The sequence below is a fragment of the Cardinium endosymbiont of Sogatella furcifera genome (genome assembly GCF_003351905.1).
GTDB lineage: Bacteria > Bacteroidota > Bacteroidia > Cytophagales > Amoebophilaceae > Cardinium.
The window spans coordinates 875,612-901,826 of sequence record NZ_CP022339.1; the positions used below are offsets into that span (position 1 = coordinate 875,612).

Consider the following 26,215-nt stretch of genomic DNA (forward strand, 5'->3'; position numbering starts at 1 on the left):
CTGGCAATAGGCCTGTTGGCCAGGTAGCGAGGAGTGCATCTATAAAGAGTAATTTTTGTAGATGAAGCCACTCGACGACGGCTCTGTACAAGGAGCTACGCAAACTGCGGGCCGTACGCAAGGAACCTATATGTAGCGCCGTGAAGGTCTTACCAGAGAAATCTGGGAATTGGAGATGCTGAGCCTCTCGTCTGGTGGGCGAAAGCTGTAAAGTGACGGAAAGATAACAGGTCAATAACCGTCACTTATCTCCCGGCGTAGCAGGGGCGGCACGTAGGAAAGAAAGGAGGAGAAACGTGGGAGATCCTGCACGGTCTTTAAGTTCCAAGAGTAAGGAAGGATATAAGGCGCAAGTCGAAGTTCGTTCCGATGCTGTGCAGGAAGTCGGGAAGATAGTAGTAGTGAAGATGGCAAGGACAACAAAACCTTACCGGAGCGAAGGATCTTCAGTTTCGTCATGTTTTCAAAACAGGGAAAGATACCATGATTCCGCAAGGTAACCACATGGCACAAAGCGTCCGAGAACTGCAGCGAGAACTTTATCGATCTGCTAAGTCTAATCCTAAACGCAGCTTCTACACCCTTCATGACAAAATATATAGATTGGACGTACTGGTCTGTTCATGGAAACAGGTTTGTGCAAATCACGGGGCACCAGGCATAGATGGAATAACAATAGAACAAATCAAAGAACAAGGGGAAGAAGCGTTTCTTGGACAAGTTCAAAAAGAACTGGAATCAGGAAGCTACCGAAGCAATAAGACAAAGCGCGTGGAAATACCCAAACCGAAAGGAGGAATAAGAATCTTGGGAGTGCCCACGATTAAGGACCGCTTAGTACAAACTGCAACCCGTCTTGTTATAGAGCCAATTTTTGAAGCAGACTTCCAAGAATGCTCATTTGGGTTTCGACCTAAACGATCCGCAGTCCATGCAAGTCTATCAATATATAAATGGCTTAATTACGGGCTCACCCAAGTTTTAGATATTGATTTGAAGCGATACTTTGACTCAATCCCACACGATAAGCTTATGAAAGTCATTCAAAAGCGAATCAGTGATAGGTATGTTCTAAAGTTAATACAAGCCTGGCTTCGCTCAGGAGTCCTTAAAGGCGAAGAAGTTGCTACTCGACAAGGATCCCCTCAAGGGTCCCCCATTTCGCCCTTACTTTCTAATATATACCTGAATCTGCTAGACACAGTATGGGTCAAGCGGATGACCGAAAGGAATGGGTGGAATGCACAGATTGTCCGCTATGCGGACGATCTCGTGATAGTGTCGAATAAACCGGTAGAGAAGATTTTGGGTATTTTATGTGGGTATCTGCAACGCTTGGGCCTTTCGATCAATGAAGAAAAGAGTCGAATGACCACGGCCGAAGAAGGTTTCAATTTCTTAGGGTATGCCTTTAAAAGGGGATACTCGCCAAGATATCAGAAACCCGTTACCCATATGTATCCTACACCTGATGCAATCAAGCGGATTATTAAGAAAGTCACGCAATTGACCTATCGGAACCGGTTGCACGAAAGTGTTGAAACTATTGTTAAAGACTTAAACGCATCCTTACTGGGGTGGACGGAGTATTACCGTCACACGGCCAGTTCTAGGAGATTTAGGAAAGTACAAGGGCATGCAAACAGGCGTCTGAGAAGATTTATCATGAAAAAGAAAGGGAGTAGGAAGAACGGGTATAAGGAACTCCCCGACGAGAAGCTCCACAAAGTGTACAAATTAGTCAATGTAGGAGCTTATCGGGTGCGATACAGATGGACGTAATGCAGACGAAGAAGACGATCCGTGCGCCGTATGAGGGAAAACCTCACGTACGGTGCGACGGGGGGGTGCTGGAAACGGGAAAGAGAGATTGGGTTATTTAGGCACGAAATCGGAAACGATGGACACGGATAAACCTGGTCCTATACTTCACCGCGCCAGTGCTCTACTCTACCTTTTAAACTAGCTCGCTATGGACAGGAAAGGGGATTGAAAGCTAATTACAGCTATTATATTACAACAGATCGGCTTAAAAGGCAACAACAAAGAAGAGAAGAGCTGGTAGCTACATTAAGCAATGAAAAGAAACGGTTACACCATAGCCAGACTAATATAGATAAAGAAAGCATAGAAAGGCATATCGATTTTTTAGAAAAAGAAATAAAAATTATTGATAAAGCGTTAAATAAAACCATAACTACTGATAAGGATCTAGACGAAAAGGCTAATATACTAGAAACCATTCCAGGAATCGGGAAATGTTTAGCCACTAAATTAGTCAGTTTTTTACCTGAATTAGGTGATAGAAGCTACAGTAGTAATCAACTATCAGCTTTAGTAGGTATAGCACCATATGCGGCTGATAGTGGGAAAAAACAGGGAAAAAGATTTATTAGGGGAGGAAGGAAAATACCACGAGATGCACTGTATATGGCTGTATTAGCAGGGAAAAAGTGGTTCCTATATTTAAAAGAATGCTATGATAGATTAGTAGGTAAATATAAGCCTAAAAAAGTGGCTATCGTAGCATGTATGAGGAAGCTCCTAGAGCTGGCGCATAAGCTTATACAACAAAAAAGAAGCTTCGTCAAAAGTATCAAAAACGAGTACAAAATGACTAAAAAACTTGCATAGTAAGATAATAGCTTTTTTCTTGATAAAAAAGTGGACAAAAAATCAAGCCCTCGGTAAAAAGTCGCTGAAAGTGCCATCTTCCAGATGGAAAAACAGAAAGTACCCCTTTTGGGGGCTTCAAAGGAAACTGTTTTTCCTAATCATCTGTAAAATGCCATTTTCTAAACCGCGACTTTTTTCAGGGGCGTTGTTCTTTTAACGCAAAAACCACTGCGCTGAACACATACCGCTGAAAGTACCATCTTACAGGGGCGGGTTTTTTTGACGCAAAAAACCATGGCGCTGAACACATACTTTAGGCCATTATATATACAGATATTTAATATAATCGGTAAAAGAAGATTGCCTTTTTGCTTTTAAAAGCAGTATACTGCCTGCTTTTAACGGATACTAGGTCCCAGGGTAAAGTGATACTCAAAAGAACTTTTAGCGCTTCGGATATCTTTTACAGGATCTAATCTGTAGCCACAATCCAGGCCAAGCATAGGTATCATAGGTATGGGCAAGATAAGACGAACTCCACCCCCTATAGACTTTTTTAGATTAGATAGGTTGAAATGGCCATAACGTAACCAGCTATCTCCTATCTCTCCAAATCCTAATAGATAGCAGCAAATAGGTGCAAGCATAAGCGGATAACGCAACTCTAACGCAAACTTATTGAATAAACCCCCCCCTTTGTATTGGCTTATATAATCTTCTGGCGTAAGGCTATCGTCTGGATAACCACGTAGTGAAACAAAATTGGCGCCTAATAATCTAGTGGGTATACTAGATGTACCACCCAAATAAAACCGTTCAAAAGGCCCTATTTCATTTTTAGAGAGGCTGTGTAAAAATCCAGCATGCCCGCGTATATGTAAGACAAAGTTGCCTAGTAAACGTTTGAAATAATATAGATCCGTTATCAATTTACCAAATTCCTTCAAACGTGGGATAGCTGTTGGTGTAGAGGGCGCATACCCAAGCAAAGTGTAAGGAGGGGTAAGGGTTAAAAGGTTGGACCACATACAGCCACTAGTAGGATAAATTGGATGATTAACAGTAGAATACATGCATGAAAGATCTAACGTAAAATCATGTATGACTCCCGATTTTTTGTGATCTTGTAATAATACACAGTGTTGATACGCATGGTGATGGTAATCTATGCCTAAATGGGCTTCCCAATGTCTGGCCAATTTTTTGCCTAGGCGTATTTGGCCACCAGTGGAGTGAATTTTACTTTTTGTACTTTGTTTACCAATTGGAAATATATTTGAGTGCATCCAATGGTCTAGTATATGATTTCTGCTATTGGTTTCTGTTTGATGACCACTATTAAAGCTTATAGACAATATGTAACGATTTTCTTTTAACCAAAACCAAGGTTCTTGAAAAGAAAAACTGAAATTTTTGTAATTTTTACCATCCAGGTTAGCGGTTAAATGCAAATGCTGACCGCCCCCTATAGGCTTTTTTCCTGTAAAAAGATTTTTTAAAGAAACATTATTAGAGCCAATTTCAAGTCCGGCGCTAATACCATTTGTATAGGTCCCATTGAGCTTAAAATCGAACCGGGGTTGTTCTTCTACTGCATAGATTAGATCTACGGTACCCTTCGCTTCATCTCGCTGTATCTCTGGGATTGATTTTTCAGGTTTAAAGCATTCTAACATGGCCAAGTTGCGTAACGATTCTAGTACAAGGCCTCGGTTGAACTTTTCTCCAGGTAAGGTCAGCAATTCACGTCGAATAACGTAATCATGGGTTAATGTATTGCCTACAATATCTATTTGGCGGATCGTGACCTGTTTGCCCTCTTGCATTCTAATTTCTAGATCTACCTGATCGCCTTCTACACACGTTTCAACCACTTCTGCATGAAAAAAAAGATAGCCATTATTGGTATATAGGTCATAAATGGTTAAGCTTTCCGACCCAGGTGCGAATCGGCTTTTCATATAGATCGGATCATATATGCTTCCTTCCTTCAGGTTTAACAAACTATTTAGGGTTTGATCGCTGTATACATAATTGCCTACCCATTTGACACGACGAATGCTATATTGGTTGCCCTCATTGATTTTTAAATGAATATTCAGGTTGCCAGCAGTGGTAGGTTGCAGCCTTTCTGCTGTAATAGATACATCCCGAAACCCTTGTGATTGATAAAAAAGAATAAGATTTTCTTTGGCTTGTAAATATTTTTCTTCCGTAAAAATAGATGGAAACAAAGCAACATGCGTGAAAAAGTAACGCTTTACATCATCTATTTTTTTAGGTAGTTGTAGCAGTATACCTCCTTTACGAATGGGAGACAGGGTGATGCATTTTTTAAAAATATCTTGGAAAAGTGTACAATGTGGCGCTTCTTGTAGCGTCTTCATATGGTATATCAATAGCTGGGCATCTAAATGGTTATTCCCTTCAAAAAGGATCTGTTGCACTTTGCTTTTTTCCCCTTTATTTACCTTAATCTTTAAGGCAGCTTTGTGCGCTATGGCTTGATTTGGAATCAATGTTGTCGAAACCTTTACCGCTTTGAAACCCTGCTCTAAAAATATTTTTTTAATCTTAGCAGTTGTTTTTTGAAGAAAAAGCGGCGATAGCGCAACATGCTCTGCTATAGTAACTTTTTCAAGTAGTTCTTTTTCCTCTTTTTTAGTTAAACCTTCTAGCATACAGCTCGTTAACTGGGGATGTTCTTCTACATGAATCACACAGGTGGCTAAACCGTTTGTCTGATCAACCTCAGATAAGTGGATCGCAACCGATTTGATGCCATCCTGTTTGGCAATTTTTCGAATTGCATTACGTACTTGTTCATTGGTTGGTGCCACCCTGGTGCCTTCTTGTAAGCCAGAGCGTTCAATCAATAGGTCAGACGCTATCGAAATATTGCCCACTACTTGAATCTTGCGTATAACGTAACCGGTTGTGCCAAAGATGGGCTGCGTCGACCCTATACATAGGCAAAATAGGTATAACAAACGCTTAACTTTTTTGATATTTGTATCTATCATTATCATAATAAATAGCATAAATGTATAAATAGCTTAGCCTCTCCGTCTTGAAAACGTACAGTAATAAAGCCATATAGACCACGGTAGCTTTTCCCGAATATAGGAAAATATGAGCGGTATGGCATATGTTAGGCGCTATATAATCAACATAGAGTCACCATATAAGAAAAAACGATACCCTTCCTTTATTGCCTCGGCATAAGCATCTAACACCAACTCCTCTCCTCCAAAAGCAGCTACGCTTACCAAAGAGATAGAAGAGGGCAGGTGAAAGGTAGTCAACAATGCATTGCAAACCTTAAAGGTACAAGAAGGTAAAATAAATTTATTCGTCCAATCACTAGCTTCTTTTAGCTGGCAAGAAACCGAGACAGAAGATTCTATAGCCCTTAATACCGAAGTACCCACCGCACAAACCTTTTTTTGATGACTCAGGCTTTGGTTGACCACTTTTGTTGTTTCTTGCGTAATTATAAAACGCTCAGAGGAAGCCCTTACTTTTGTAAGATCTTCCATATCAATCGTACTGAGTTCACCTAAGCCAATATGCAATGTAACCGGTACAACAGCAATGTTCTGCAAGGCTAAATACTTTAACAAATAAGGAGTAAAATGCAAACCAGCAGCTGGTAATACGATACTACCTATATTTGCTCCAAATATGGTCTGGTAGTATTCCCTATCTTCTGGCTTAGAAGGACGTCCTATTTGATGGGGTAAAGGCATATGACCAATCTGGTTGATCAGCGCATAGAATTCTTCTTCTGGTCTGTCAAACAATAATTTAAGCGTTCGGCCTCGTGAAGTAGTATTATCTATAATTTCGGCCACCAATTCGCCATTGCCAAAATAAATTTTATTACCTATACGGATTTTACGTGCTGGCTCTACAATGGTATCCCATAACCCATGTTCGTCATTCAATTTGCGCAATAAGAGTACTTCTACTTGCGCATTTGTTTTTTCTTTGCAACCATAAAGTTTACAAGGTAAAACTTTAGAATCATTGACTACTAAAGTATCCCCTTCATTAAAATAAGTAGGCAGCTCTTTAAAGGTGGTATGCTCTATTTTTCCACTAGCTTTATGTACAACCATTAAACGTGCATTTTCCTTTGCCTCAATGGGATATTGTGCAATGCTATGCTCTGGCAGTGTAAACTTAAAATTTGATAATTTCATAGTAAAATATATTTCTTAAGAAAACGTTAGCTTTTTTGCAGGTTGTTTTGGTAACCTACAACCGATTTCCTTTATGGTTCGCTTTAAGCCATTTTATTTAGGTATATAAACGGCACGCATCCTATTAAAACAAACAACAGATATCAAGGCAAATAAAATTGTTGTGACAATAACAATCTATTGGACCGTTGTTTGGATCTTTTTTATACATTACACCAGGTAAGTCCCAACAATAGCTTATCCCTAAGGTCAGGCTATTGGTTGGACTAAAGTCATATTTTACGCCACCACCTAAAAGGATAAAACAGCCTAATGGCCGTTTGGTTAAAAAAGCTGGTCCATCTGAATGAGATGTAGCTCTAGCAGCTAGATGGATAGAGGGTATGACACCTAACTTACAATAGATACTGGTATCAATCATCACCTCGCTGGTATAAAATCTGCATAGAAAAGGTATCCAAATATACTTTAAAGAATAGGTCGCATGTATAGCAGGCGTTGATCCATCAGTGTCACGTGCCAGTGCAATATGGCCTAAAGCATAGGAGAGCCCTATACTCAGGCTACAGTGTTCCTGTAGTGCAAGATGATAGGCACCGCCAAAGTGCATCCTTATAGCCCCTCTTATAGCATAAGGGGGCGGTTGCATTTGGCTATACACCCTATTCGTAGCGTAGGCAGGCGCACATTCAGCACTAAACCGGCCAGGCCATGCCATGGCATGGCTATACCCGATGGAAAAATACAAAGCCAACCATAGAACCCTTTTCATAGGGGACTAAATTACAGCTATTTCATGGTAAAAATAAATTTATATTTATTTAATATGCTAAACGGTTATTGAATTTTTTACAAATTTTAAACTTGTCATAGCTATCAGTAAGCAGGGAATAAAATAGCTTACCCTGCTGAAGTGGTCTTAAAAAGGCTACTATCTTTATATATGGCTAGGTTTGTTTAGGCTTGAAAAATATTTCTTCCCACTGAGTCAGGGTTAGTTGGTTGAATGCATAGGTATCATCTGATAGAAAGTAATGGAAGTGTATATATCGATCGCAAGATCCTGGACAGGTTGATATATATTCAATCCCTTTCCTCCACGTAGCAATCATTTTTTCCGCAAGGCAGTCGGTGTGAACGCAATCACCGCAGGGCAATAGACCTACAGATCCTGCTGAGTGACATATAGCACATGATGCACCCTCTTCTTGCTTATTTTGCATATTTGGGAGCTTATCTCTATTTTCACGCGCAAATTGCATCAATGCTTCTACCCGACGTCTAATCTGCTGCCTTTTAGACTCTATAGAATAGCCATTGTATGACTCAACAATATCGCCTCTTTCTCGATTTTTTTTCTTTTGTTCAATTGGATCTGATAGGTTAACGTATCGGCTATTCAGCGCATTGGCCTCTTGACACATCTCCTTTACACCCTCAAATTCACTGATTAACCGTTGTTTTTCATGAGAATCTGCCACTTTTTTTAAAGTTTGGTTGAATATGTCTATACGCTGGTTTCTGGCTTTTACAAACTCGGCAATCATCTTATCCCTTTCATTCAGATCTTGTACTGGGTTTAATGCTTGACTAAATGTTTTGCGGCATGATTTTTCATGCTGTATCATCTTATCCAAATGATGTGTGATGGATGCTTGATCTGTTTTCTTTGAACTGGCGTTATGCATAGGCCACTGTGCTGATGAAGCGGGTGGCGCAGTATTCGAACGCTTATTTTGACCCTGTTTTAATGAAACGGGTGGCGTAGTATTCGAGCGCTTATTTTGAGCCACCTCTGGTGAAGGCGAAGTGGGTGGCGTAACATTTGGAGGATCTTGACCCTGCTTGGACAGAGATAAATTGTACGGTTTCGTCTTTTTTTTGCACGCTGTAGCCAAACTAAGCAAAATAACTAAATAGAAACTGTAGGGAAGATGGGTCTGTTTGATAGGTACAATTTGCATCGATTGATTAACTTTTATATAATTTTTCTTTTAAACGCAATTTTCTTACAATGGCCAATTATACGAAATAATTGGTATTGCATCAATTACGCAATGAGCTCGTGCAACTAAATAGGCTTTCATTGCATTATTTTTTATGTTCAGATCAGTTATTTGTCTATAATTATACCCCTTTTTGGCCCATGTCAACAAAACACATTGCGCAAGATTTTGGTCAATACGCAGAAAGGGTGGCAGCAGATTACTTAATAGAAAAAGGTTTTCGGGTAATGGCGCAAAACTTTCGTTACAAGCGCTTTGAAATAGATCTTATTGTGCAAAAAGGCAAGCTAATTGTCTTTGTTGAGGTAAAAGCACGTAAAAATAACTTGTTTGGCAACCCAGAAGATTTTGTTACCCAAAAGAAGATGCGTGCCCTGCGCTTAGCTGCTGCACACTACCTACGTATCCAAAATAGCCAGCAAGCCATACGTTTCGATATTATCGCCGTGCTAGGCAGTAAAGAAAAAATTACGCAGATTCTACACTTGGAAGATGGATTCTATTGAACTAGTTTCATGAAATTGAGTAGGCACAAACATGGTTTATTGATATTCCCAATCTACACCATTGGGATGGTCCTTTATTGCAATCCCCATTTTATGGAGTGCGGTACGTATTGCGTCAATTTGATGGTACCGTTTCTCTGCCTTAGCCTCTTGGTAAATGGGGAGTAATATTTCTAACGATTGGTCAGTAGTAGATGGATGTTCCTCTTTTAAACCCAATAGGTCGGTCACAAAGGTAGTATAGGTATGACGCAATTGGTTCCATGCAGTTGTTGAGATGGAGCCATCATCCAATGTGCCATGGTACCATCCATTTATTTTTTTCAGTAGGCTAAACAAACAAGCTAACACCTTTGCCGTATTGAAATCATCATTGATGGCGCTATAGCAAGCGGCGCAATCTGCATCAATCGCTCCATCCAACAGGCCATTTGTGGGGGTGGGTCTTACACCTTCATGGGGGCGCTTAGTCAGCAGATGCAAGCCATTCATTAATTTACGATAGCCCTGGTGGGCTGCCTTTAAGCCCTCTATAGTCATAGCAAGTGTGCTTCTGTAATGCGCTTGTAACATAAAAAATCGCAATGCCATAGGGCTGTAGGGCTGGTCTATAGCCGGGTGGTTGCCTGTAAAAAGCGCATCTAGCGTGATAAAGTTACCCAGTGATTTGCCCATTTTCACGCCATCAATCGTAACCAAGTTATTGTGGATCCAATAAGTAGCCAAATCGGTTTGTAATGCTGCTTGTGCTTGTGCGATTTCACATTCATGGTGTGGAAAAAGCAAATCCATCCCCCCCCCGTGAATGTCAAACTGGTTGCCTAAATATTTGGTAGACATAGCAGAGCATTCAATGTGCCATCCAGGGAAACCCTCTCCCCAAGGAGAGGGCCAACGCATCATATGCATAGGCGTTGCTTTTTTCCATAAAGCAAAATCTACCCGTTGTTTTTTATCAGTTTGTTTGACCAATGCACGCGTGCCTGAGCGGGTTGCCTCTATACCTCTTCCCGAAAGTTTTCCATATTGGTGCAGCTGGTTGTATTGCATTACATCAAAATAGACCGATCCATCTATTACGTAAGCTAAGCCCTGTGCAATAATCTTTTCAATCATAGCAATTTGTTCCAGGATATGTCCGCTTGCGCAGGGCTCAATGCTAGGAGGCAATACATTCAGTGCTTCCATATTTTTGCGGTAGGTATGGGTGTATCGTTGGGCTACCTCCATAGGACTTATCGCTTCTAATTGGGCTTGTTGTTGTATTTTGTCCTTTCCTTCATCCAAATCTCTTTCTAGATGGCCTACATCTGTGATGTTGCGTACATAACGTACCTTATAATTCAAATGTTGTAGGTAACGGAAGATGACATCAAAGGTAATCGCCGCACGTGCATGACCTAGATGTGCCTTGCCATAAACCGTGGGGCCACATAGATACATGCCCACAAAAGGCGGTTTGAGTGGCTGAAAGACCTCTTTTTGTCTGGTTAAGCTGTTGTAGATCCGTAATATTTGATGCATCCTTGTATAGGTGAAAAATATTTTAGATTTTTGCTAACGTACTTGTGCTTGTCTGTCTATTAAACAGCCAATAGCAGACGCACAACTTCCCTTTTAGGACGTAAAGAAAAAATGATTGTTAAAAATACAAAAATAAAATCGCTATGTACGAACAATTTGGTAAACAGAGTGTAGTTAAAAAGGTGTGTGGTGTGGTTGTTGTCGTTGCATGTGGCTTATCCTTATGGTTGGCCAGCCCTTATGCAGGAGAAAAAAGTTTAGTTCCTGTTACCTGTGTGCAGCCGGTTGCTGCCGTAGAACAGCATAAACCATTCGAACAAAGCCTGCCAGCGCCAGAAGTTAAGCCTTTGGTCACATCCCTGCCCGATTTCACTTATCCAGCTAAAGTGGCTACGCAAGCGGTAGTGCATATAAAGGCATCTCAAAATCCTAAGATGCTGAAACGAGAATCTTCCCATCCTTTAGAGCAGTTTTTTAAAGAATTTTTTGGACAAGGATTTTTGGTGCCTAAAGAGTATGAGCGGCCAGCCCAAGAAGCGTCTGGCTCTGGGGTGATCTACACCAGTAATGGCTATATTATTACCAATAACCATGTGGTTGAAGGAGCGGATCAAATAGAAGTTACCTTAAATGATAATCGCTCTTATAAAGCAAAATTGGTTGGTGCTGATCCTCTTACTGACTTGGCGCTGTTAAAAATTGATGCAACTAGTCTGCCTGTTTTGGTGCTCGGCAGTTCGGATAAGTTAGAGGTAGGAGAGTGGGTTTTAGCGGTTGGTAATCCTTTTAACTTGAATTCTACGGTTACCAAGGGTATTGTAAGTGCTAAATCTAGATCTTTAAGCACCGCTAGTAGTGGGAAATTAGGTATTCAATCTTTTATTCAAACTGATGCAGCCATCAATCCAGGTAATAGTGGTGGTGCGTTGGTTAATTTGCGTGGGGAGTTGGTAGGTATTAATACAGCTATTTATGCCTCACAATCGCCACAATCGCCTTCATTTATAGGATATGGTTTTGCTATACCCTCTTCTTTGGTAAAAAAGGTAGCGAATGATTTCATTCAGTATGGTGCGGTGCAGCGGGTATTATTGGGTGTAATCATTCGAGAGGTCAATGCTGAATTGGCTAAAAAGTTGGCTTTAAAAGTAGTCAGCGGCGTCTATATTGATGAGGTGCAAGCGCATAGTCCTTGTGCAAAGTTATTGCAAAAAGAAGATGTGATTACGCAGATCAATGGTCGTCCAATTAATAAAGGCTCAGAGTTACAGGAAATAATAGCTTGTGCTAAACCGGGTGATAAGGTTGTCCTAACATTATACCGTAAAGGTAAATTAAAAACGGTAGAGGTAGTATTGAAAAAACAGCCTGATGCAGTACAAGTCGTACAAAAAGGAGATACATTGGAAGTAGAAGGGGCGACATTCCAAGATCTAGATAAGCAAATAAAAGCCAAGTTGAAGCTTACGGGTGGTGTTTTGGTGCAGGAGGTTGCCAAAGGAAAGTTTCAAGCTGCTGGCCTTAAAAAAGGTTATATTTTACTTGCTTTTGATAAACAACCTGTTGCAAGTATATCGGACTTAGCTGAAATGGTTCGTCGTGTCACAGAACCTGTTCTGATACAAGTCATAGAACCTAATAAAGGTACCATTAGTTATTTGGCAGTTGAGTTGGGTGCGGCGCCCCATGCGTCGAAATAAGACTTGCTACATCTTATGCATCATTGATAGATAATGATTCCTGGATACAATGGTCAAAAAGAACAGTTTTTTTAAGTTTAGGTATAGCTATAGTAGCCTTATGGTCCTATGGTATGGGCTGTCAATAGGGTGTTTTGTACCAGCATATGCAGCGTTGGAAAAATCGGTTGCTATATTAGAAACTACTCAATTTCAGCTATTAGGTACAGAGCATGGCAGGTTAGCGTTAACCATTAAGGCAGATGAGATGTGCCAATATGAAAATGGCAATATAACCTTATCAGGCGGTATAGAAATTGTATTATTCAATCATAAAATGGATGGAGAGGAGGGGCCTATACATATTCAAGCGGGTACGCTTTCTTATAACAAAGAAAAGGAGTTATGTATGGTAGAAGGCCATGTGTTGGTGAGCAAGCCACAGCAACAATTTAGCATCACTACCGCACAGCTCTGGTATGATATGAAGGAAGAGATCCTGTTTACAGAATTACCCATTGTAATAGCAGATAAAGAAAATGTGTTAAAAGGTAGTGGATTACGTGCTACAAGGGATTTAACCAAATATACGATTACTGCTCCTAATGGAACAGTAGATATAAAGCAAGAAGTGGTTCTAGGGGGTTAATCCATTATAATATTTATGCGTGTTTTGATAGGTTGTGGTGGTACTGGGGGGCATATTTATCCTGCTATAGCTATTGCTGATGGCATTAAACAACAATTTCCTGATGCGGTCTTTTTGTTTGTAGGTACACAAGGGGGTAAAGAAATTGGGTTAGTAGTGGCTGCTGGTTATCCCATTATGCGGGTCAGTATCAAAGGGTTTCAAAGGCGTAAGGTCATTAAAAATATATTGTTGCCCTTTTTACTTTTAAAGAGTCTATACCAAGCAATGTCTATTATTAAATCGTTTAAGCCTGATATAGTGATTGGTACAGGGGGATATGCCTCTTTCCCCACACTGTTTGTAGCTGCTCTTCAAAAGCTTCCCACCCTTATTCAAGAACAAAATAGCATTGCTGGGCTAACCAATAGGTTGCTTTCTAGGCTGGTAGATAAGATTTGTACAGGCTATTCAGATGTTTTTTTCCCTTGTGAAAAGGAAAAAATAGTGTTTACAGGAAATCCTGTACGTTCATCACTCTGTACCTTTCAAGAGGACCGGATGGATGCACTTGAATATTTTAGTTTTTCTGCTTTTCAGAATAAAAAATGTCTGCTTGTAATGGGTGGGAGTGGTGGTGCCCATCTATTAAATACTACCATTCTAGAGTGGAGAGAACAATTGAGTTCCTTAGATCTACAAGTAATATGGGTCACTGGAGAGCGGTATTTTGCGGCCATGCAAAAAGCCATGAAAGATTATCGATATATAAAATGTTATGCATTTATAAGTAATATGGAAATGGCGTATGCAGCAGCGGATATTGTGATCTCTAGAGCCGGCGCCTTATCTATCGCAGAGCTCTGTGTCAGAAGAAAACCGACTATTTTGGTGCCTTCATCTAATGTAGTAGGAGACCACCAAACGAAGAATAGCCTACCATTGGCCTATCAAGGCGCCATGATACATATTACAGATCAGTCATCTCCCTTTTTACTCATCCCTAAGGTAATAGAGTTATTGAATGATGAGACGCAACAGTTAGAGCTCATCAAGCGCATGGAACCTTTTACAGTATTACATGCCAATGCACAAAATAAAATAGTTGAAGTAGTCGTTGATTTGGTTAAGCAGCGTGCTAATGGTGGTGCATCCGGGACTTAAAGAGGTTCTTCCCATTTGAGTGTGTAAATTATTTAAGGAAAGTGTAGAAAAAAAGCCGAAGGTTTATAGGCGTAAACCTTCGGCTTTTTCTTCAGTTTAAGAAGCCCTTTTTTCTACTGCTTAAGCAGATTGATGTTGGGGTTGATGTATGGAAAGTATAATAGATTTATGCTGCCCGTGCTACTTCCTTGCCTCTGTTACTATTTGGATCAATTTATCAGCATATTGTTTACCTATGTCACCTTTGAACCAGCCCACCCAGCTTGTACGCTCGTGACTCTTAATATCCTGTAAAATAAGATTCCAATCTTCTGGTTTTAGATCATTCTTTACAGCCTCTATGACATACTTGAATATTTTAATATTCTTATTAAACCATATAGGTTGTGTACCTTTGTTCTGGATGAATTCGGATAAATAGATCGAAGCCCATACAGTTTTCCCGTCTTTTGTTGTTGAAGAAAGTTGCTTGATCACTTCATCTACCCCTAATAGCTTAATCAATTTAGGCAGTAATTTTTTAAATAGCTCTAGATCATTTACACAAGCAAGGGTATGGAGGAACGTCTGACCATTGTTATTTTTATTAAATAATTCTTTCGGGTCAAGTTTATAAATCAATTCTTTTGCTATTTCTGTCCATTTATTTGCAACAATGAAATGCAATATATTCTTACCTGACTTTGGATCTGTGCACGTGAGATTTGTTTCAGGCTGCTCGATTAAGCTACTAGTTATGTATTTATTCGATGCACCTGGCTTGTGACATGCGATCAAAATCGGATTTATACCATCCTTGCCGGCTCTATTGAGATCAACGTATGGCTTATATTCTATAAAAATGTCATATATTTTTCTATAGCCTTCTTTTATAGCTTTCGTAAAAGGCGTGTCCCCAGATTTTGGGTCAGGCGCATTTATAAAGTCTTTATTTCTGTGCACAAATCCTAATTTTATATCTTCAACAAGGCGGTCTAAAACTATTTTTAGTTTTTCTTCTTCATTGTGGCTTGCCGCAGCGTATAAGGGGGTGCGACCCTTTTCATCTGGTAAACTAATATCTTTTTTGTTGCCTATGTCTTCACGATATTGATCAATACTCATCTTAGTTGCCATACATCCTGCTGTTCCACTTGTACTCCATGTCGGACACTTTTCAGCCTGCAACACAACCAACAGCAATAATACCTTTGTCCCTTTAGCCAATAAACCAGACTGTTTATGCATTCCCTTTATGCCTTTCATGTTTTTATTTTTTTTAATTAAATTCCAACAAATCATGCGCTTCTATTCACACGCAGAGCTTCGCTTTTCTTGTAAAATACGTAATCCATGTTAAAAAACCTAAGTTATAGCTATAGATGTTGCCATGCTAAGGTAGCCGATGGTGGTTAATTGGGTTGTAGGTTGCTTTTATTTCGGCCAAATGCGTTACTTTAAGGCTTTAACTAGTATCTTATATGACCATGTCCAAACCCGTTGAGCCAACACCGTTAATGCGGCAGTATTTCGCTATTAAAGAAAAATATCCTGGGGCCTTGCTGCTTTTCCGCGTGGGTGATTTTTATGAAACCTTTTTGGAAGATGCGGTTACAGCAAGTAAAGTGCTGGATATTGCGCTTACCAAACGGGCCAATGGATCGGCGGCTAGTGTGGAATTGGCTGGGTTTCCCCACCATTCTTTAGATCTATATCTGCCTAAATTGGTCAAAGCGGGCTACCGCGTAGCGATTTGTGATCAATTGGAAGATCCTAAACAGGCCAAGGGTATTGTACAAAGAGGGGTTACAGAACTGGTTACGCCTGGTCTTTCTTTTAATGAAGCGGTGTTGGATCAAAGCGCGAATAACTACCTAGCCTCTATTGTTTTTGATAAAAAACTGCTGGGTATGGCTTGCTTAGACCTTTCTACAGGGGAATTTTTTGTGACGCAAGGTGCTGCTGATTATATCCAAAAAATGTTGCATCATTTGGCGCCATCGGAAATTGTTTTGAACAAAAAACAGCAAGCCTTATGGGATGCGTTTGCGCAAGATGCTTTTCCTATCTATCCACTCGATGAGTGGGTATTTCAGTTTGACTATGCCTATGGTCTGCTGAATAACCATTTTGGCACCCACTCCTTAAAAGGATTTGGTATTGCAGATTGCCCTATGGGTATTACAGCAGCTGGTGTAGTTTTACATTACTTATCAGAAACAGAACATAAAAAAATCAAACATATTCGTTCTATTGCCCGCCTAGAGGCGCATCACTATGCTTGGCTTGACCCATTTACTGTTAAAGCCTTGGAGTTGATGGTTCCACAACAGGCAGGCGGAACGGCATTGATCGATCTATTAGATAGAACAGTGACCCCTATGGGAGCACGGCTGCTTAAAAAATGGCTGCTGTTTCCGCTTAAAGCGGTGCAACCTATTCAAGAACGGTTGGCTATAGTGGAATACCTGGTAGCAGATGGTACATTGACTGCATTATTGGTCAGCTATTTGAAGCAAATAGGTGATCTAGAACGACTGATCTCTAAAGTAGCGGCCAACAGGGTCCAGCCACGGGAGATGGTAGCGCTAAAAAGGGCATTGGAGCAGGTGCAAGCCATACAAACGGCTTTGCAAGGGGTTAGATGCCTAGAAAAACTACATGCACAACTCCATGGATGCCACGCTTTGGTGCATAGCATCCATCGTACCCTTCAGGAGGATCCGCCGCTATCCATCCATCAAGGCGGGCTGATTCGACCGCAGGTCCATGAGCGGTTGGATGCGTTGAATAAAATCATGTACGAGGGTAAAGATTATTTGATTCAACTGCAACAAACGGAAAGCAAGCGTACCCATATTCCTTCTTTAAAGGTCTCTTATAACCGTGTATTTGGCTATTACCTTGAAGTACCTAATGCCCATAAACATAAAGTACCCACCGATTGGATACGCAAACAGACCCTAGCGGGTGCAGAACGGTATGTTACCGAGGCGTTAAAACAGTATGAAGAACAGATCCTACACGCAGGTGAAGAAGCACAGCTGCTAGAACAACAACTCTATCAAGCGTTGGTAGAGGAAGCGGCAGCATTTATTCCACCTATTCAAGACAATGCTAAACAGGTTGCACAATTGGATTGCTATCTTTCTTTTGCCAAACAAGCCGTTGAGCACCATTATAGCAAGCCTGTGATGGATGATGGCCACCTGTTGCATCTGACAGGAAGCCGCCATCCAGTTATTGAGCAGCGCTTACCCATAGATAAAGCCTATACCCCTAATGATATCTCTTTAGACCCATCTGAACAACAAATCTTAGTCATTACAGGGCCTAATATGGCGGGTAAGTCCGCCCTATTGCGTCAGGTGGCACTAACCGTATTAATGGCGCAAATGGGTTCATTTGTACCGGCGGATTCGGCCCGAATTGGTGTGGTGGATAAAATCTTTACAAGGGTAGGGGCATCCGATAACTTGGCCCAAGGGGAGTCCACTTTTATGATGGAGATGACCGAAACAGCCAGTATTATGCATAACCTTAGTGACCGTAGTTTGGTATTGATGGATGAGATAGGACGTGGTACCAGTACCTATGATGGCATTTCTATTGCTTGGGCACTGGTGGAATATTTACACAATAACGCGGATTATAAGCCTAAAACGCTTTTTGCTACCCATTACCATGAGTTGAATGAGTTGGCCAAAACGCTCCCTAGAGTTAAAAACTTTCATGTAGCGGTGCAAGAGATAGATCGTAAGATTTTATTCCTACATAAACTGGTGGCTGGAGGTAGCCAGCATAGCTTTGGCATTCATGTAGCCCAAATGGCTGGTATGCCTGCTACGATTTTGGAAAGGGCTCGAGAGGTGTTGGCGCACCTATCCCAAGTAGGCAGGTATGTCCAGGTAGATAAATTGCCTCAGGTACAATATCAACTGAAACTTTTTGAGCCAGATAACGGCCTCAGTGCGCTTAAAGCCTACTTAGAAAGCATTGACATCAATACCCTTTCTCCGGTAGAAGCCTTAGTAAAACTCAATGACCTCAAAAATAGAGTTGAAAGATTTAAAAATTAGTTATAAAAGTGGATAACGATTTTGAAAAAATAGAATCTTTAAGTAAATTCGGTCTATTGTGTAGCGTATAAGCGAGAATAGCTCAGTTGGTAGAGCACGACCTTGCCAAGGTCGGGGTCGCGGGTTCGAGTCCCGTTTCTCGCTCGTCTGATCTGTGTATGTGTTTAGAGCCACTGGTTTTCTGCGTCCAAAGAACAACGCCCCTGTAAAAAGTCGTGGTGTAGAAAGTGGCATTTTACAGATGATTAGGAAAAATAGTTTCCTTTCAAGCCCCTATAGGGGGGCGGTTTCTGTTTTTCCATCTGTAAGATGACACTTTCAGCGACTTTTTACCGAGGGCTTGATTTTTTGTCCACTTTTTTATCAAGAAAAAAGTGGGATAAAGTTCATCATTAACGAGTAATGTGAACAGATACTCCCACGGGTATTCGGCTTTGCCAGGATGGTGGAATTGGTATACACGCAAGACTTAAAATCTTGTGGCCTTTGGCCATGCGGGTTCGACCCCCGCTCCTGGTACGCATTAAAGCATTGTTTCTGGTTGTATCGATGGGTTCTATTTCCTTTTTAGATGTAGTGGCATGTATTGGTTCATCTACAGCTGTGCTCTCCCTACTTCCGCAGATTATACAGTCCTATAGAACAAAATCTGTTCATGACGTTTCCATGTTGATGCTCTTGAACCTGACGGTTTCTTCCATTAGCTGGACCCTTTATGGCGCAATGACCGCTGATAAGCCATTATGCTTAACCAATGTATTGCTTACCATTGGTTCTTTGATTATGGTAGCGCTCAAACGCAAATACCGTGCAACGGAACGACCAAAACCCATACAGCCAGCTGACCACCGTAAAAAACGGAAAAAACGCCTATTGTAAAACATTGCGATGCATACCTTATCCTTCGCATCCCTTCAGTTGTATGGCCAGGCTACTCTAAAGTAGTATCTGTTCAACTCACTGGGGGGGGGGGATTAAAAGCAAACCGCCCCTGTAAAAAGTCGTGGTGCAGCAAGTGGCATTTTACAGATGATTAGGAAAAACAGTTTCCTTTAAAGCCCACGTAGTGGGCGCTTTCTGTTGTTCCATCTGCCAGATGGCACTTGCAACGACTTTTTACCGAGGGCTTGATTTTTTGCTTACTTTTTTATCAAGAAAAAAGTAAAAATAAAATTGCCTTTTATCTAGCTAGTTACCTGCACCTTATTGGCATCTGCAAGCTCTGCCTCATGTTTTTGTTCAGCTGCAGTTTTTAGCTTACCTAGCGTGCGAACAGCTATTAACCAAAATATAATCACAGCTATGATGATCAGTACGATGGGCGTACGAATACTAGCGATATCACCACCACCAAGCAACGTGGACATACCTGTAATCAATACAGAGGCTAAACTCTTTCCCAAACGAGAGCCTACACCATCTACAGCGGCTTTCCCACGTACCTTAGTTTCTTCATCTAGTGGAATATAGACCGCTTCTTTCGTTGGGTCAAACAGGACATATTTCACCGACTTAATCAAAACCACATTATAAAGGCCTACTTGAACAGAGAGATGCAAAGCAGTGAGATTAAAACCCTTTAAAAAATCATCCAAAGCATCACCAAATCGTAGAAAAGTGAAAAACAACACCGTCATCACTAATGCCGTAACCGGTGTAGCAGATGCGGCAAATCCCCATCCTCTTTTTCGTATAGGTGTGGCAAGGAAAAGGGTCACTAAAATAGAGATGATGCCTACTGCAATTTGTTGCTGTGAATAGATCCCTGCATAAATGGTATTGTCTCCAGTAATTTTTACATATTGCTGAATTTGTGCTTTTTGTACGGCTTCAAAAAGCGCAATCACTAATCCATAACCGATTACCAATATGGAAAGCAACATCAGATACCTAGAGCGTGCTAGGAACTTCATAGAATCCATAAAGGACATTTTTACCTTTACTTTTTTAGGCTTTTGTTCAATTTGATAGTAGGCTGGATTGGCTTTTATATCTGCTGTAAAGTAGTTGTATATGACCAGAATCAGCACAATAGCGGTAATCACAAACTTTAAACCTTGATCAAAATTGGTAGCTACACTCTCCAGCTTAAGAATAAATCCAGCTAGAATACTGCCTACGGCTGCAAACATACTTAAAAAGCTATAAAACCTTTTTGCTTGGTTTACAGCAGTAATCTCATTTACAAAGGTCCAAAATACCACACTTAATGCAAACGTGCCCCAAGCTTCAGCATGGATATAAAAGAGAGAAATAGGCCAATGGCAAATAGCTCCCCACAATCCTACAAGGCTTGGAAATTTTGCTTCCAGTAGTTTAGAGAGGCTAGTGAGTTGCAATAGCTCTTTTTGAGGCAGTAAAAAAACCAGTGACAGGGTAAAAAACGAAAGAAAGTAAATCATAACGGCATTGAATCTTCCATCCCTTCCTGTAGAACGACTCACTTTTCCATAAAGGATGGTAAAGAAAATCATGCTAGGTGTAATCGCTACTGCTTTTAACCAGTAAATAGCTGTAGTATTTATCTCCTTAAGGATATTCATATCTTTAAGAGAGCGTGTAAGCGCGTAACAGAAAGATATGAGAATAAATATAAAGGCCATTGGCAAAAATTTACGTAGCTCACTTTTATGAATGGGAAATAGCATCCCACGCAGATTACCAAACTCTTTTTTCGTGCTCATTGTATATTTTAATTTAGTTTAGAGTATAAAACATAAAATATTGATGGCTGCATCAGCTATTTTATGGTATGGTCAAATATTTTTATAGAATGTTCGTTATGTTTTTTTCATAGTTCTCTGTTTAGGGTTAGATAGTTGGATAGGCCCTCGGGGGTAGCTTGCATCGCCCTACTTCCTTTTGCCCAATTCGCCGGACAAACTTCTCCAAATTGAGTCACATGTTGCCACATATCAATTATACGCAGTATCTCACTGATATTTCTACCTAGTGGCAAGTCATTAATGGCCATATAGCGTACGATACCTTCCTTGTCAATGAAGAAAGTGCCACGATAAGCTACAGGAATTCCTGTGAAAATCAATTGGTTATGCTCATTATAGCTCCAGGTGCCTCCTAAAACACCATAGTTGGAAGCAATGGTCTTACTGGTATCAGCAACCAATGGATAGGTTACGCCAGCGATACCCCCTTTTGTTGTGGGTGTGTGTAGCCAAGCCATATGGGTTTCTTCTGTGTCAGTAGAGCAACCCACTAGTGCTACATTGCGTTCTATAAATTGAGGCAAATATTGTTGGAAGGATAATAATTCAGTAGGACAGACAAAAGTGAAATCTTTTGGGTAAAAGAAAAAGAGTACTTCTTTGTTTCCTAAAAATTGTTCGAGTGAAAAGTCAGTTGTGACCTTTTCACCATCTATGACAGCAGGCGCCTTAAAAACAGGGGCCTTTGTTCCTAGTAAATGCACGGTATATACTATCTAATTAAAATGGATAACAAGCCGTCTGCTGCTGCTAACCTATCTGGTAAGGCTAGATGCGCGGATGCTTACACTGCAAATTTATACTTTTTTTTAATAAATCATATAAAACATGTATAGGCTATTTTTTGCTTGATAAAAAAATAGTCAACCAATAAAGCCCTGTGCAAAAAGTTGTTGCAAAGCGCCTGGACCATACAGTATGGGCCTGCTGTTGAGACTTGAAGCAGGCGGTCTGTCTAGTCATCTGTAGGGCAACACTTGCGCACCACAACTTTTTACAAGGGGCCTTGTTTTTAGTGTTTCTAAAAGGCTTTTCAAGCAAAAAATAAGCCATATACCCGTTTAAAATGGCAAGTCATCTTCTATGTTAGATGGATTAGCTGCAGGCGATTCGTTTAATTTATTGCCTTTTTCTAGACGCCATGCTTGCAAAGCATTAAAGTATTTCACGACTCCTTCTGGATTGGTCCACTTTCTTCCCCGTAGATTGAAATGAACTGTTATTTCTTCTTTTTCCATGAACCCATCTAGTAGATCACATTTATCTTGAATCAACTCAAAGGAGATGTATTCGGGATATTGTGGATTTTCTACATATTCTACCACAAAATTTCTTTTTTTGAATGATTCAGACACTTGTTGTGGTGGACTAATTTCGAATAATCTTCCAGTTATATGCATAGTAAATATTGGTTTGATAAAATAAAAATGATACTAGACCGCTTTCAAAACGCAATGACTAATGGCCATTTTGAGGCTTATTTATGCGCTGCAAATCCTGCTGTGTAAGGCTGTCTACTCTGCTGCTTCTAAAAAAATTAGCCATCATGAATGGGTTTTGAAAAAAGTCTACACTCCTCAGGACTGGATGATCCAGATCACTTCTTTAGCCCTACTAGCTATAATCTTAATTATTTTTGGCGAACACAAAAGCAACTAAGCATAATAGCCCTGCTATGGTAACCATTGTAGCGGCCATAGAACTATTCAACCAGAAGCTGATATAGTATCCACTAATAGAGGTTATGATAGCAAAGAGCAAGTTATAAGCTAACAAACGTTTCAGACATTTTGTAACCAAATAGCTGCTTACGGCTGGCACAGTTAAAAGGGCCACTACTAAAATCGCGCCTGAGACTTCAAAGGCAGCAACAGTTGTCAATGAGGTAATACCCATTAAACCATAGTGCCAACGGGTGGTATGTACGCCAATGCTTTGGGCAAATTGTGGGTCAAAGGTGCTTACAAACAGTTGTTTATAGCCCATGACCAGAAAGCTTAGATTAATGACTAAAACCGTTAGTAAGATGTAAAATGCTTTAGGTCCTAGGTTGATGCCACTAGCTGTGCGCCATACATCTAATGGAACCGTTGCCAATTCACCATATAGACTACATTCTGGGTCTAAGTCTATTTTTCTACTAAAAAAAGAGATGAGAATAACCCCTAAAGCGAAGAGAAAGGTGAAATTGATCCCTATAGCTGCATCTGCCTGTATATTTATTTTTTTTTCTAAAAATGCAATTAAAAAGGTGACCAATACACCGGTTATGCCTGCTCCAGCGATGAGTATAGGCGAATTTTTGGATCCAGTGATCAGGAGCGCCAATACAATACCTGGTAGCGTAGAATGGGCAATGGCATCCCCCATCATGGCTATTTTCCTCAATACCAGGTAGGTGCCTACTAAAGCGCAGTTTATACTGGCCAATGCAGCGATAATAATGGTCCAAAGTGTATCCATGGCTAACATTTTGTGGCTAAGGCTGTTTTTAACAGGCCAAAGAGTTCGGCTGCACGATACCTATTTTGCACCCCTGTTTGCATATTCTTTAGCGTGTAGTGGTCCATAGCATATTCTGTTTCCCCTAGTATAACTACAAAAGGGATATTTTTTTTATGGGCATAGCTTAATTGTTTGTTGATTTTTACCCGTTGAGGATATATTTCTGCTTGAATGCCTGCTGTACGCAACTGATTCAATAGGTGAAGCAGTTGCATTTCTGCTTTTGCTTCAAGGTTGGTTAATAAGACTTCTGTGGTGTAGGTGGCAATAGATTGAAAGAGATTTTGCTCCTCCATAAGGTCGTAGAGTCTATCTATCCCAAAAGAAAATCCTACGCCAGACAAACCCGTTGCCCCAAATAGTGTGCCAAGGTTTGCATACCTGCCTCCTCCTCCCAGGCTACCTATTGGTGTAGCCGCTGCTGTTAGTTCCACAACTAGACCGGTGTAATAGGCCAACCCTCTTGCTAGGGTTGGGTCTATACAGTAGATGCCATCTGGTAGACCAAGGCCATGTGCTTGCGTCAGTATGCTGCTCAATGCCTCTATTGCTTTGGCGCCTTCTGCTACATCGCCGATAGCTGCTTGTAATTGGCCCAGCCGTTCAGTATGGTTCCCGTTACAATTTTGCAATTGCACCAATGATGCAATCGTTTGGCTACTAAAACCTGCTGCCTGTAAGGCAGCAATCACTTTTTCTAGACCAATTTTTTCTAGTTTATCTACAATCGTACAAAATACTTTTTCTTTTTCTGGATCAGCAATAGCCGATAGTATGCCTCTGTGGTTGATTTTGATACAAAAGTCTCGTATGCCTAGTTGGGTACATACGTCGTAGATTAGTTTTAAGATTTCTGCTTCACACAGTAAAGAGGTGCTGCCGATAATATCTGCGTCACACTGTAAAAACTCCCTATAACGACCTCTTTGGGGTCTGTCTGCTCGCCATACGGGTTGCATTTGGTAGCGCCTAAATGGGAAGCATATTTGATGTTGATGTGCTGCAATATGGCGCATTAAGGGAACCGTTAAATCATAGCGGAGTCCTTTGTCGCTGATCAGCGGTTTTAATTTTTTGTAGTCTGTAGCATTTTCCTCTATGCCTGCTAGGAAATTACCAGATTTTAGTACGTTAAACATCAGCTGCTCTCCTTCAGCGCCATATTTTCCTGTAAGGGTAGAACGGTGTTCCAACGCAGGGGTTTCCAGTGGTTCAAAGCCATAGCGTGTATAGATAGCCTGAATCGTGGCAAGCATATAATTGCGCCGGTAGACCTGGAGGCTGCTGTAGTCGCGCATGCCTTTTACAAGACTGGGTAATAGGGTCATCTACTTTTTCGAATGGGTGAAAGATAGATTATTATATCATAGGATTATAAACCAATGTAACTATGACAGCTGCTAATTTACAGGATCGTAAGATGATTCACAATAGTTGAGCAATGGTTAATGGTTGACCCATTCAAATGCCATGGGCCCTAGTATACTTTTTTTTTGAGCGATTCACCCATGTCAGTTGCTTGTTGCTCAACCGCTTAAGGCATACTATTGATGTATGAAGCGACAAGTTTAAAATCTATTTGTTAATATTAAAATCTATTTGTATATAGAGAAAACTATTCCCAATTTATAGTGCTTGAAGCAGCAAGTGGCCTTGCTAGCTGTGTAAGGTTCTCTTTCTTTATCCAAGGCAATAGGCAAGGCGTGCCAAAACGAACTAAAATATAAAGCAATGCACTATAGGCAACACAATACGTATTCAAGGCACCTAGTTTCTATTGTAATGTGCACTACCCTTATCATTTTGGGTAGTGCATCTTGTTTGCGAACCATACAAGCAGCCTGGCCTAGTAGTCATGCATCCTATAGAGGGTCTACAAATCCATTATATAGTAGTTCTATAGGGAAAGATAATAGCGTGCCTGAAGAGAAAGATAATAGCGTCTCTGAAGATGAGGCTGTCTGTCTTTATAAAGATGCATTGTTGTTTGCCTTGGATCATAGCGTAACGTTTGCCAAACAGTTAAAAGAACGTGTAGAGCAATGTATTATGCAGCTTACCCGTGATGTGGTAGTCGCATTGCAAGGTGCGCGCATTGGCCATACAGAATTTTAGAGGGCATATCTGCACAATTAATGATCGATGAAAGCAAGGGTAGTGGTTTAGAGGCCAGAGAGGATGCCCAAAATGGACCAAACGAGTGCGCTATCTGTTTGTCTGATCTGCAACGTAATTTTATCATTCTGCCCTGTCATGCTACGCATACCTTTCATAATGATTGCATCAAACAATGGGTGAATAGGCAAGGTCCTAACCTGAGTCGATGCTTGAGAAGATGTTATTACCGATGTAGAAAGCTGTGCTGCCCTATCTGTAGGACAAACTTTAGCCCAAATGATTTTGGCCTAATCAGTGATTACGGCTGGGTGCCTACCTTGGGATGAAATTTAAGATTTTACCTTGTTTAGAGAAACTTTATGTTCTGGGGGGGTAGGATATATGGGTATTGTTAGTTTTTTTAAGCCATTTTATTTGTTATTGTATTTATATTTTTTAATATGAATTTAATTTTAATTAGGCAAGTAGTTAAGGGAGCTA

21 protein-coding genes and 2 tRNA genes are annotated in these 26,215 nt (G+C 40.6%); 12 read left to right on the forward strand and 11 right to left on the reverse strand.

The window, feature by feature from the left end; genetic code table 11:
• The first annotated feature begins 483 nt into the window (after positions 1-483).
• Positions 484-1,782, forward strand: a complete 1,299-nt coding sequence (ltrA, locus tag CE557_RS03840) for a group II intron reverse transcriptase/maturase (RefSeq protein WP_114909766.1) — start codon at positions 484-486, stop codon at positions 1,780-1,782.
• A 207-nt stretch (positions 1,783-1,989) separates the two neighbouring features.
• Positions 1,990-2,634 carry a transposase gene (locus CE557_RS03845; RefSeq protein WP_114909767.1) on the forward strand — a complete coding sequence of 215 codons (645 nt, stop codon included), beginning with the start codon at positions 1,990-1,992 and terminating at the stop codon, positions 2,632-2,634.
• Positions 2,635-3,014: 380 nt separating this feature from the next.
• Here the strand turns inward: CE557_RS03845 and CE557_RS03850 are convergent, their stop codons facing one another.
• The 4 genes from CE557_RS03850 to CE557_RS03865 form a co-directional block, all read right to left on the reverse strand.
• Entirely contained in the window at positions 3,015-5,645 is a 2,631-nt protein-coding gene (locus CE557_RS03850) for a BamA/OMP85 family outer membrane protein (RefSeq protein WP_162790000.1), read from the reverse strand.
• Between the two features lie 129 nt (positions 5,646-5,774).
• The gene (queA, locus tag CE557_RS03855) at positions 5,775-6,821 is read right to left on the reverse strand and encodes a tRNA preQ1(34) S-adenosylmethionine ribosyltransferase-isomerase QueA (protein WP_114910270.1); all 1,047 of its coding nucleotides are present in this window, start codon (positions 6,819-6,821) and stop codon (positions 5,775-5,777) included.
• 124 nt (positions 6,822-6,945) lie between these two features.
• Positions 6,946-7,593 carry a hypothetical protein gene (locus CE557_RS03860; RefSeq protein ID WP_114910271.1) on the reverse strand — a complete coding sequence of 216 codons (648 nt, stop codon included), beginning with the start codon at positions 7,591-7,593 and terminating at the stop codon, positions 6,946-6,948.
• 175 nt (positions 7,594-7,768) lie between these two features.
• The gene (locus CE557_RS03865; RefSeq protein WP_114910272.1) at positions 7,769-8,785 is read right to left on the reverse strand and encodes a hypothetical protein; all 1,017 of its coding nucleotides are present in this window, start codon (positions 8,783-8,785) and stop codon (positions 7,769-7,771) included.
• Between the two features lie 182 nt (positions 8,786-8,967).
• On the opposite strand from CE557_RS03865, the gene CE557_RS03870 reads away from it, so the two are divergent.
• A complete protein-coding gene (locus CE557_RS03870; RefSeq protein WP_223245891.1) occupies positions 8,968-9,333 on the forward strand; it encodes a YraN family protein in 366 nt (121 codons plus the stop codon).
• A gap of 36 nt (positions 9,334-9,369) precedes the next feature.
• On the opposite strand, the gene cysS is transcribed toward CE557_RS03870, so the two are convergent.
• Positions 9,370-10,857 carry a cysteine--tRNA ligase gene (gene cysS / locus CE557_RS03875; protein ID WP_114910273.1) on the reverse strand — a complete coding sequence of 496 codons (1,488 nt, stop codon included), beginning with the start codon at positions 10,855-10,857 and terminating at the stop codon, positions 9,370-9,372.
• Positions 10,858-11,000: 143 nt separating this feature from the next.
• Between cysS and CE557_RS03880 the strand changes: the two genes are divergently transcribed.
• Genes CE557_RS03880 through murG form a run of 3 tightly spaced genes read left to right on the forward strand, consistent with a single transcriptional unit; the run spans position 11,001 to position 14,328 of the window.
• Entirely contained in the window at positions 11,001-12,557 is a 1,557-nt protein-coding gene (locus tag CE557_RS03880; protein WP_114910274.1) for a Do family serine endopeptidase, read from the forward strand.
• A 49-nt stretch (positions 12,558-12,606) separates the two neighbouring features.
• The gene (gene lptC / locus CE557_RS03885; protein ID WP_114910275.1) at positions 12,607-13,185 is read left to right on the forward strand and encodes an LPS export ABC transporter periplasmic protein LptC; all 579 of its coding nucleotides are present in this window, start codon (positions 12,607-12,609) and stop codon (positions 13,183-13,185) included.
• A 15-nt stretch (positions 13,186-13,200) separates the two neighbouring features.
• The gene (murG, locus tag CE557_RS03890; protein ID WP_114910276.1) at positions 13,201-14,328 is read left to right on the forward strand and encodes an undecaprenyldiphospho-muramoylpentapeptide beta-N-acetylglucosaminyltransferase; all 1,128 of its coding nucleotides are present in this window, start codon (positions 13,201-13,203) and stop codon (positions 14,326-14,328) included.
• Positions 14,329-14,508: 180 nt separating this feature from the next.
• On the opposite strand, the gene CE557_RS03895 is transcribed toward murG, so the two are convergent.
• Complete coding sequence (locus tag CE557_RS03895; RefSeq protein ID WP_162790001.1) at positions 14,509-15,498, reverse strand: ankyrin repeat domain-containing protein; 990 nt, start codon at positions 15,496-15,498, stop codon at positions 14,509-14,511.
• Between the two features lie 326 nt (positions 15,499-15,824).
• Between CE557_RS03895 and mutS the strand changes: the two genes are divergently transcribed.
• From mutS to CE557_RS03915, 4 genes are all read left to right on the forward strand, one after another.
• Positions 15,825-18,386 carry a DNA mismatch repair protein MutS gene (mutS, locus tag CE557_RS03900; protein ID WP_255410640.1) on the forward strand — a complete coding sequence of 854 codons (2,562 nt, stop codon included), beginning with the start codon at positions 15,825-15,827 and terminating at the stop codon, positions 18,384-18,386.
• Positions 18,387-18,457: 71 nt separating this feature from the next.
• Positions 18,458-18,530 (forward strand) — tRNA-Gly (locus CE557_RS03905).
• Between the two features lie 292 nt (positions 18,531-18,822).
• Positions 18,823-18,905: transfer RNA gene (locus CE557_RS03910), tRNA-Leu, on the forward strand.
• Entirely contained in the window at positions 18,879-19,265 is a 387-nt protein-coding gene (locus tag CE557_RS03915) for a SemiSWEET family sugar transporter (RefSeq protein WP_114910278.1), read from the forward strand. The genes CE557_RS03910 and CE557_RS03915 overlap by 27 nt, the downstream gene beginning before the upstream one ends.
• Positions 19,266-19,570: 305 nt before the next feature.
• Here the strand turns inward: CE557_RS03915 and CE557_RS03920 are convergent, their stop codons facing one another.
• The 5 genes from CE557_RS03920 to hisS all read right to left on the reverse strand — a co-directional run bounded on the left by CE557_RS03920 (position 19,571) and on the right by hisS (position 24,945).
• Positions 19,571-21,070, reverse strand: coding sequence for an Npt1/Npt2 family nucleotide transporter (locus CE557_RS03920; protein WP_114910279.1), 1,500 nt, complete (start codon positions 21,068-21,070; stop codon positions 19,571-19,573).
• 107 nt (positions 21,071-21,177) lie between these two features.
• Complete coding sequence (locus tag CE557_RS03925; RefSeq protein ID WP_114910280.1) at positions 21,178-21,816, reverse strand: peroxiredoxin; 639 nt, start codon at positions 21,814-21,816, stop codon at positions 21,178-21,180.
• 357 nt (positions 21,817-22,173) lie between these two features.
• Positions 22,174-22,512, reverse strand: coding sequence for a DUF3127 domain-containing protein (locus tag CE557_RS03935; RefSeq protein WP_114910282.1), 339 nt, complete (start codon positions 22,510-22,512; stop codon positions 22,174-22,176).
• Positions 22,513-22,738: 226 nt separating this feature from the next.
• The gene (locus CE557_RS03945) at positions 22,739-23,575 is read right to left on the reverse strand and encodes a metal ABC transporter permease (protein ID WP_223245892.1); all 837 of its coding nucleotides are present in this window, start codon (positions 23,573-23,575) and stop codon (positions 22,739-22,741) included.
• A 2-nt stretch (positions 23,576-23,577) separates the two neighbouring features.
• Positions 23,578-24,945 carry a histidine--tRNA ligase gene (gene hisS / locus CE557_RS03950; protein WP_114910285.1) on the reverse strand — a complete coding sequence of 456 codons (1,368 nt, stop codon included), beginning with the start codon at positions 24,943-24,945 and terminating at the stop codon, positions 23,578-23,580.
• Positions 24,946-25,399: 454 nt separating this feature from the next.
• Here hisS and CE557_RS03955 point away from each other — a divergent pair, with 454 nt between their 5' ends.
• Both CE557_RS03955 and CE557_RS03960 read left to right on the forward strand, forming a co-directional pair.
• Positions 25,400-25,732 carry a hypothetical protein gene (locus CE557_RS03955; RefSeq protein ID WP_114910286.1) on the forward strand — a complete coding sequence of 111 codons (333 nt, stop codon included), beginning with the start codon at positions 25,400-25,402 and terminating at the stop codon, positions 25,730-25,732.
• 20 nt (positions 25,733-25,752) lie between these two features.
• Positions 25,753-26,061: an RING finger domain-containing protein gene (locus CE557_RS03960; RefSeq protein WP_114910287.1), complete on the forward strand. Its 309-nt coding sequence runs from the start codon at positions 25,753-25,755 to the stop codon at positions 26,059-26,061.
• Positions 26,062-26,215 lie beyond the last annotated feature (154 nt).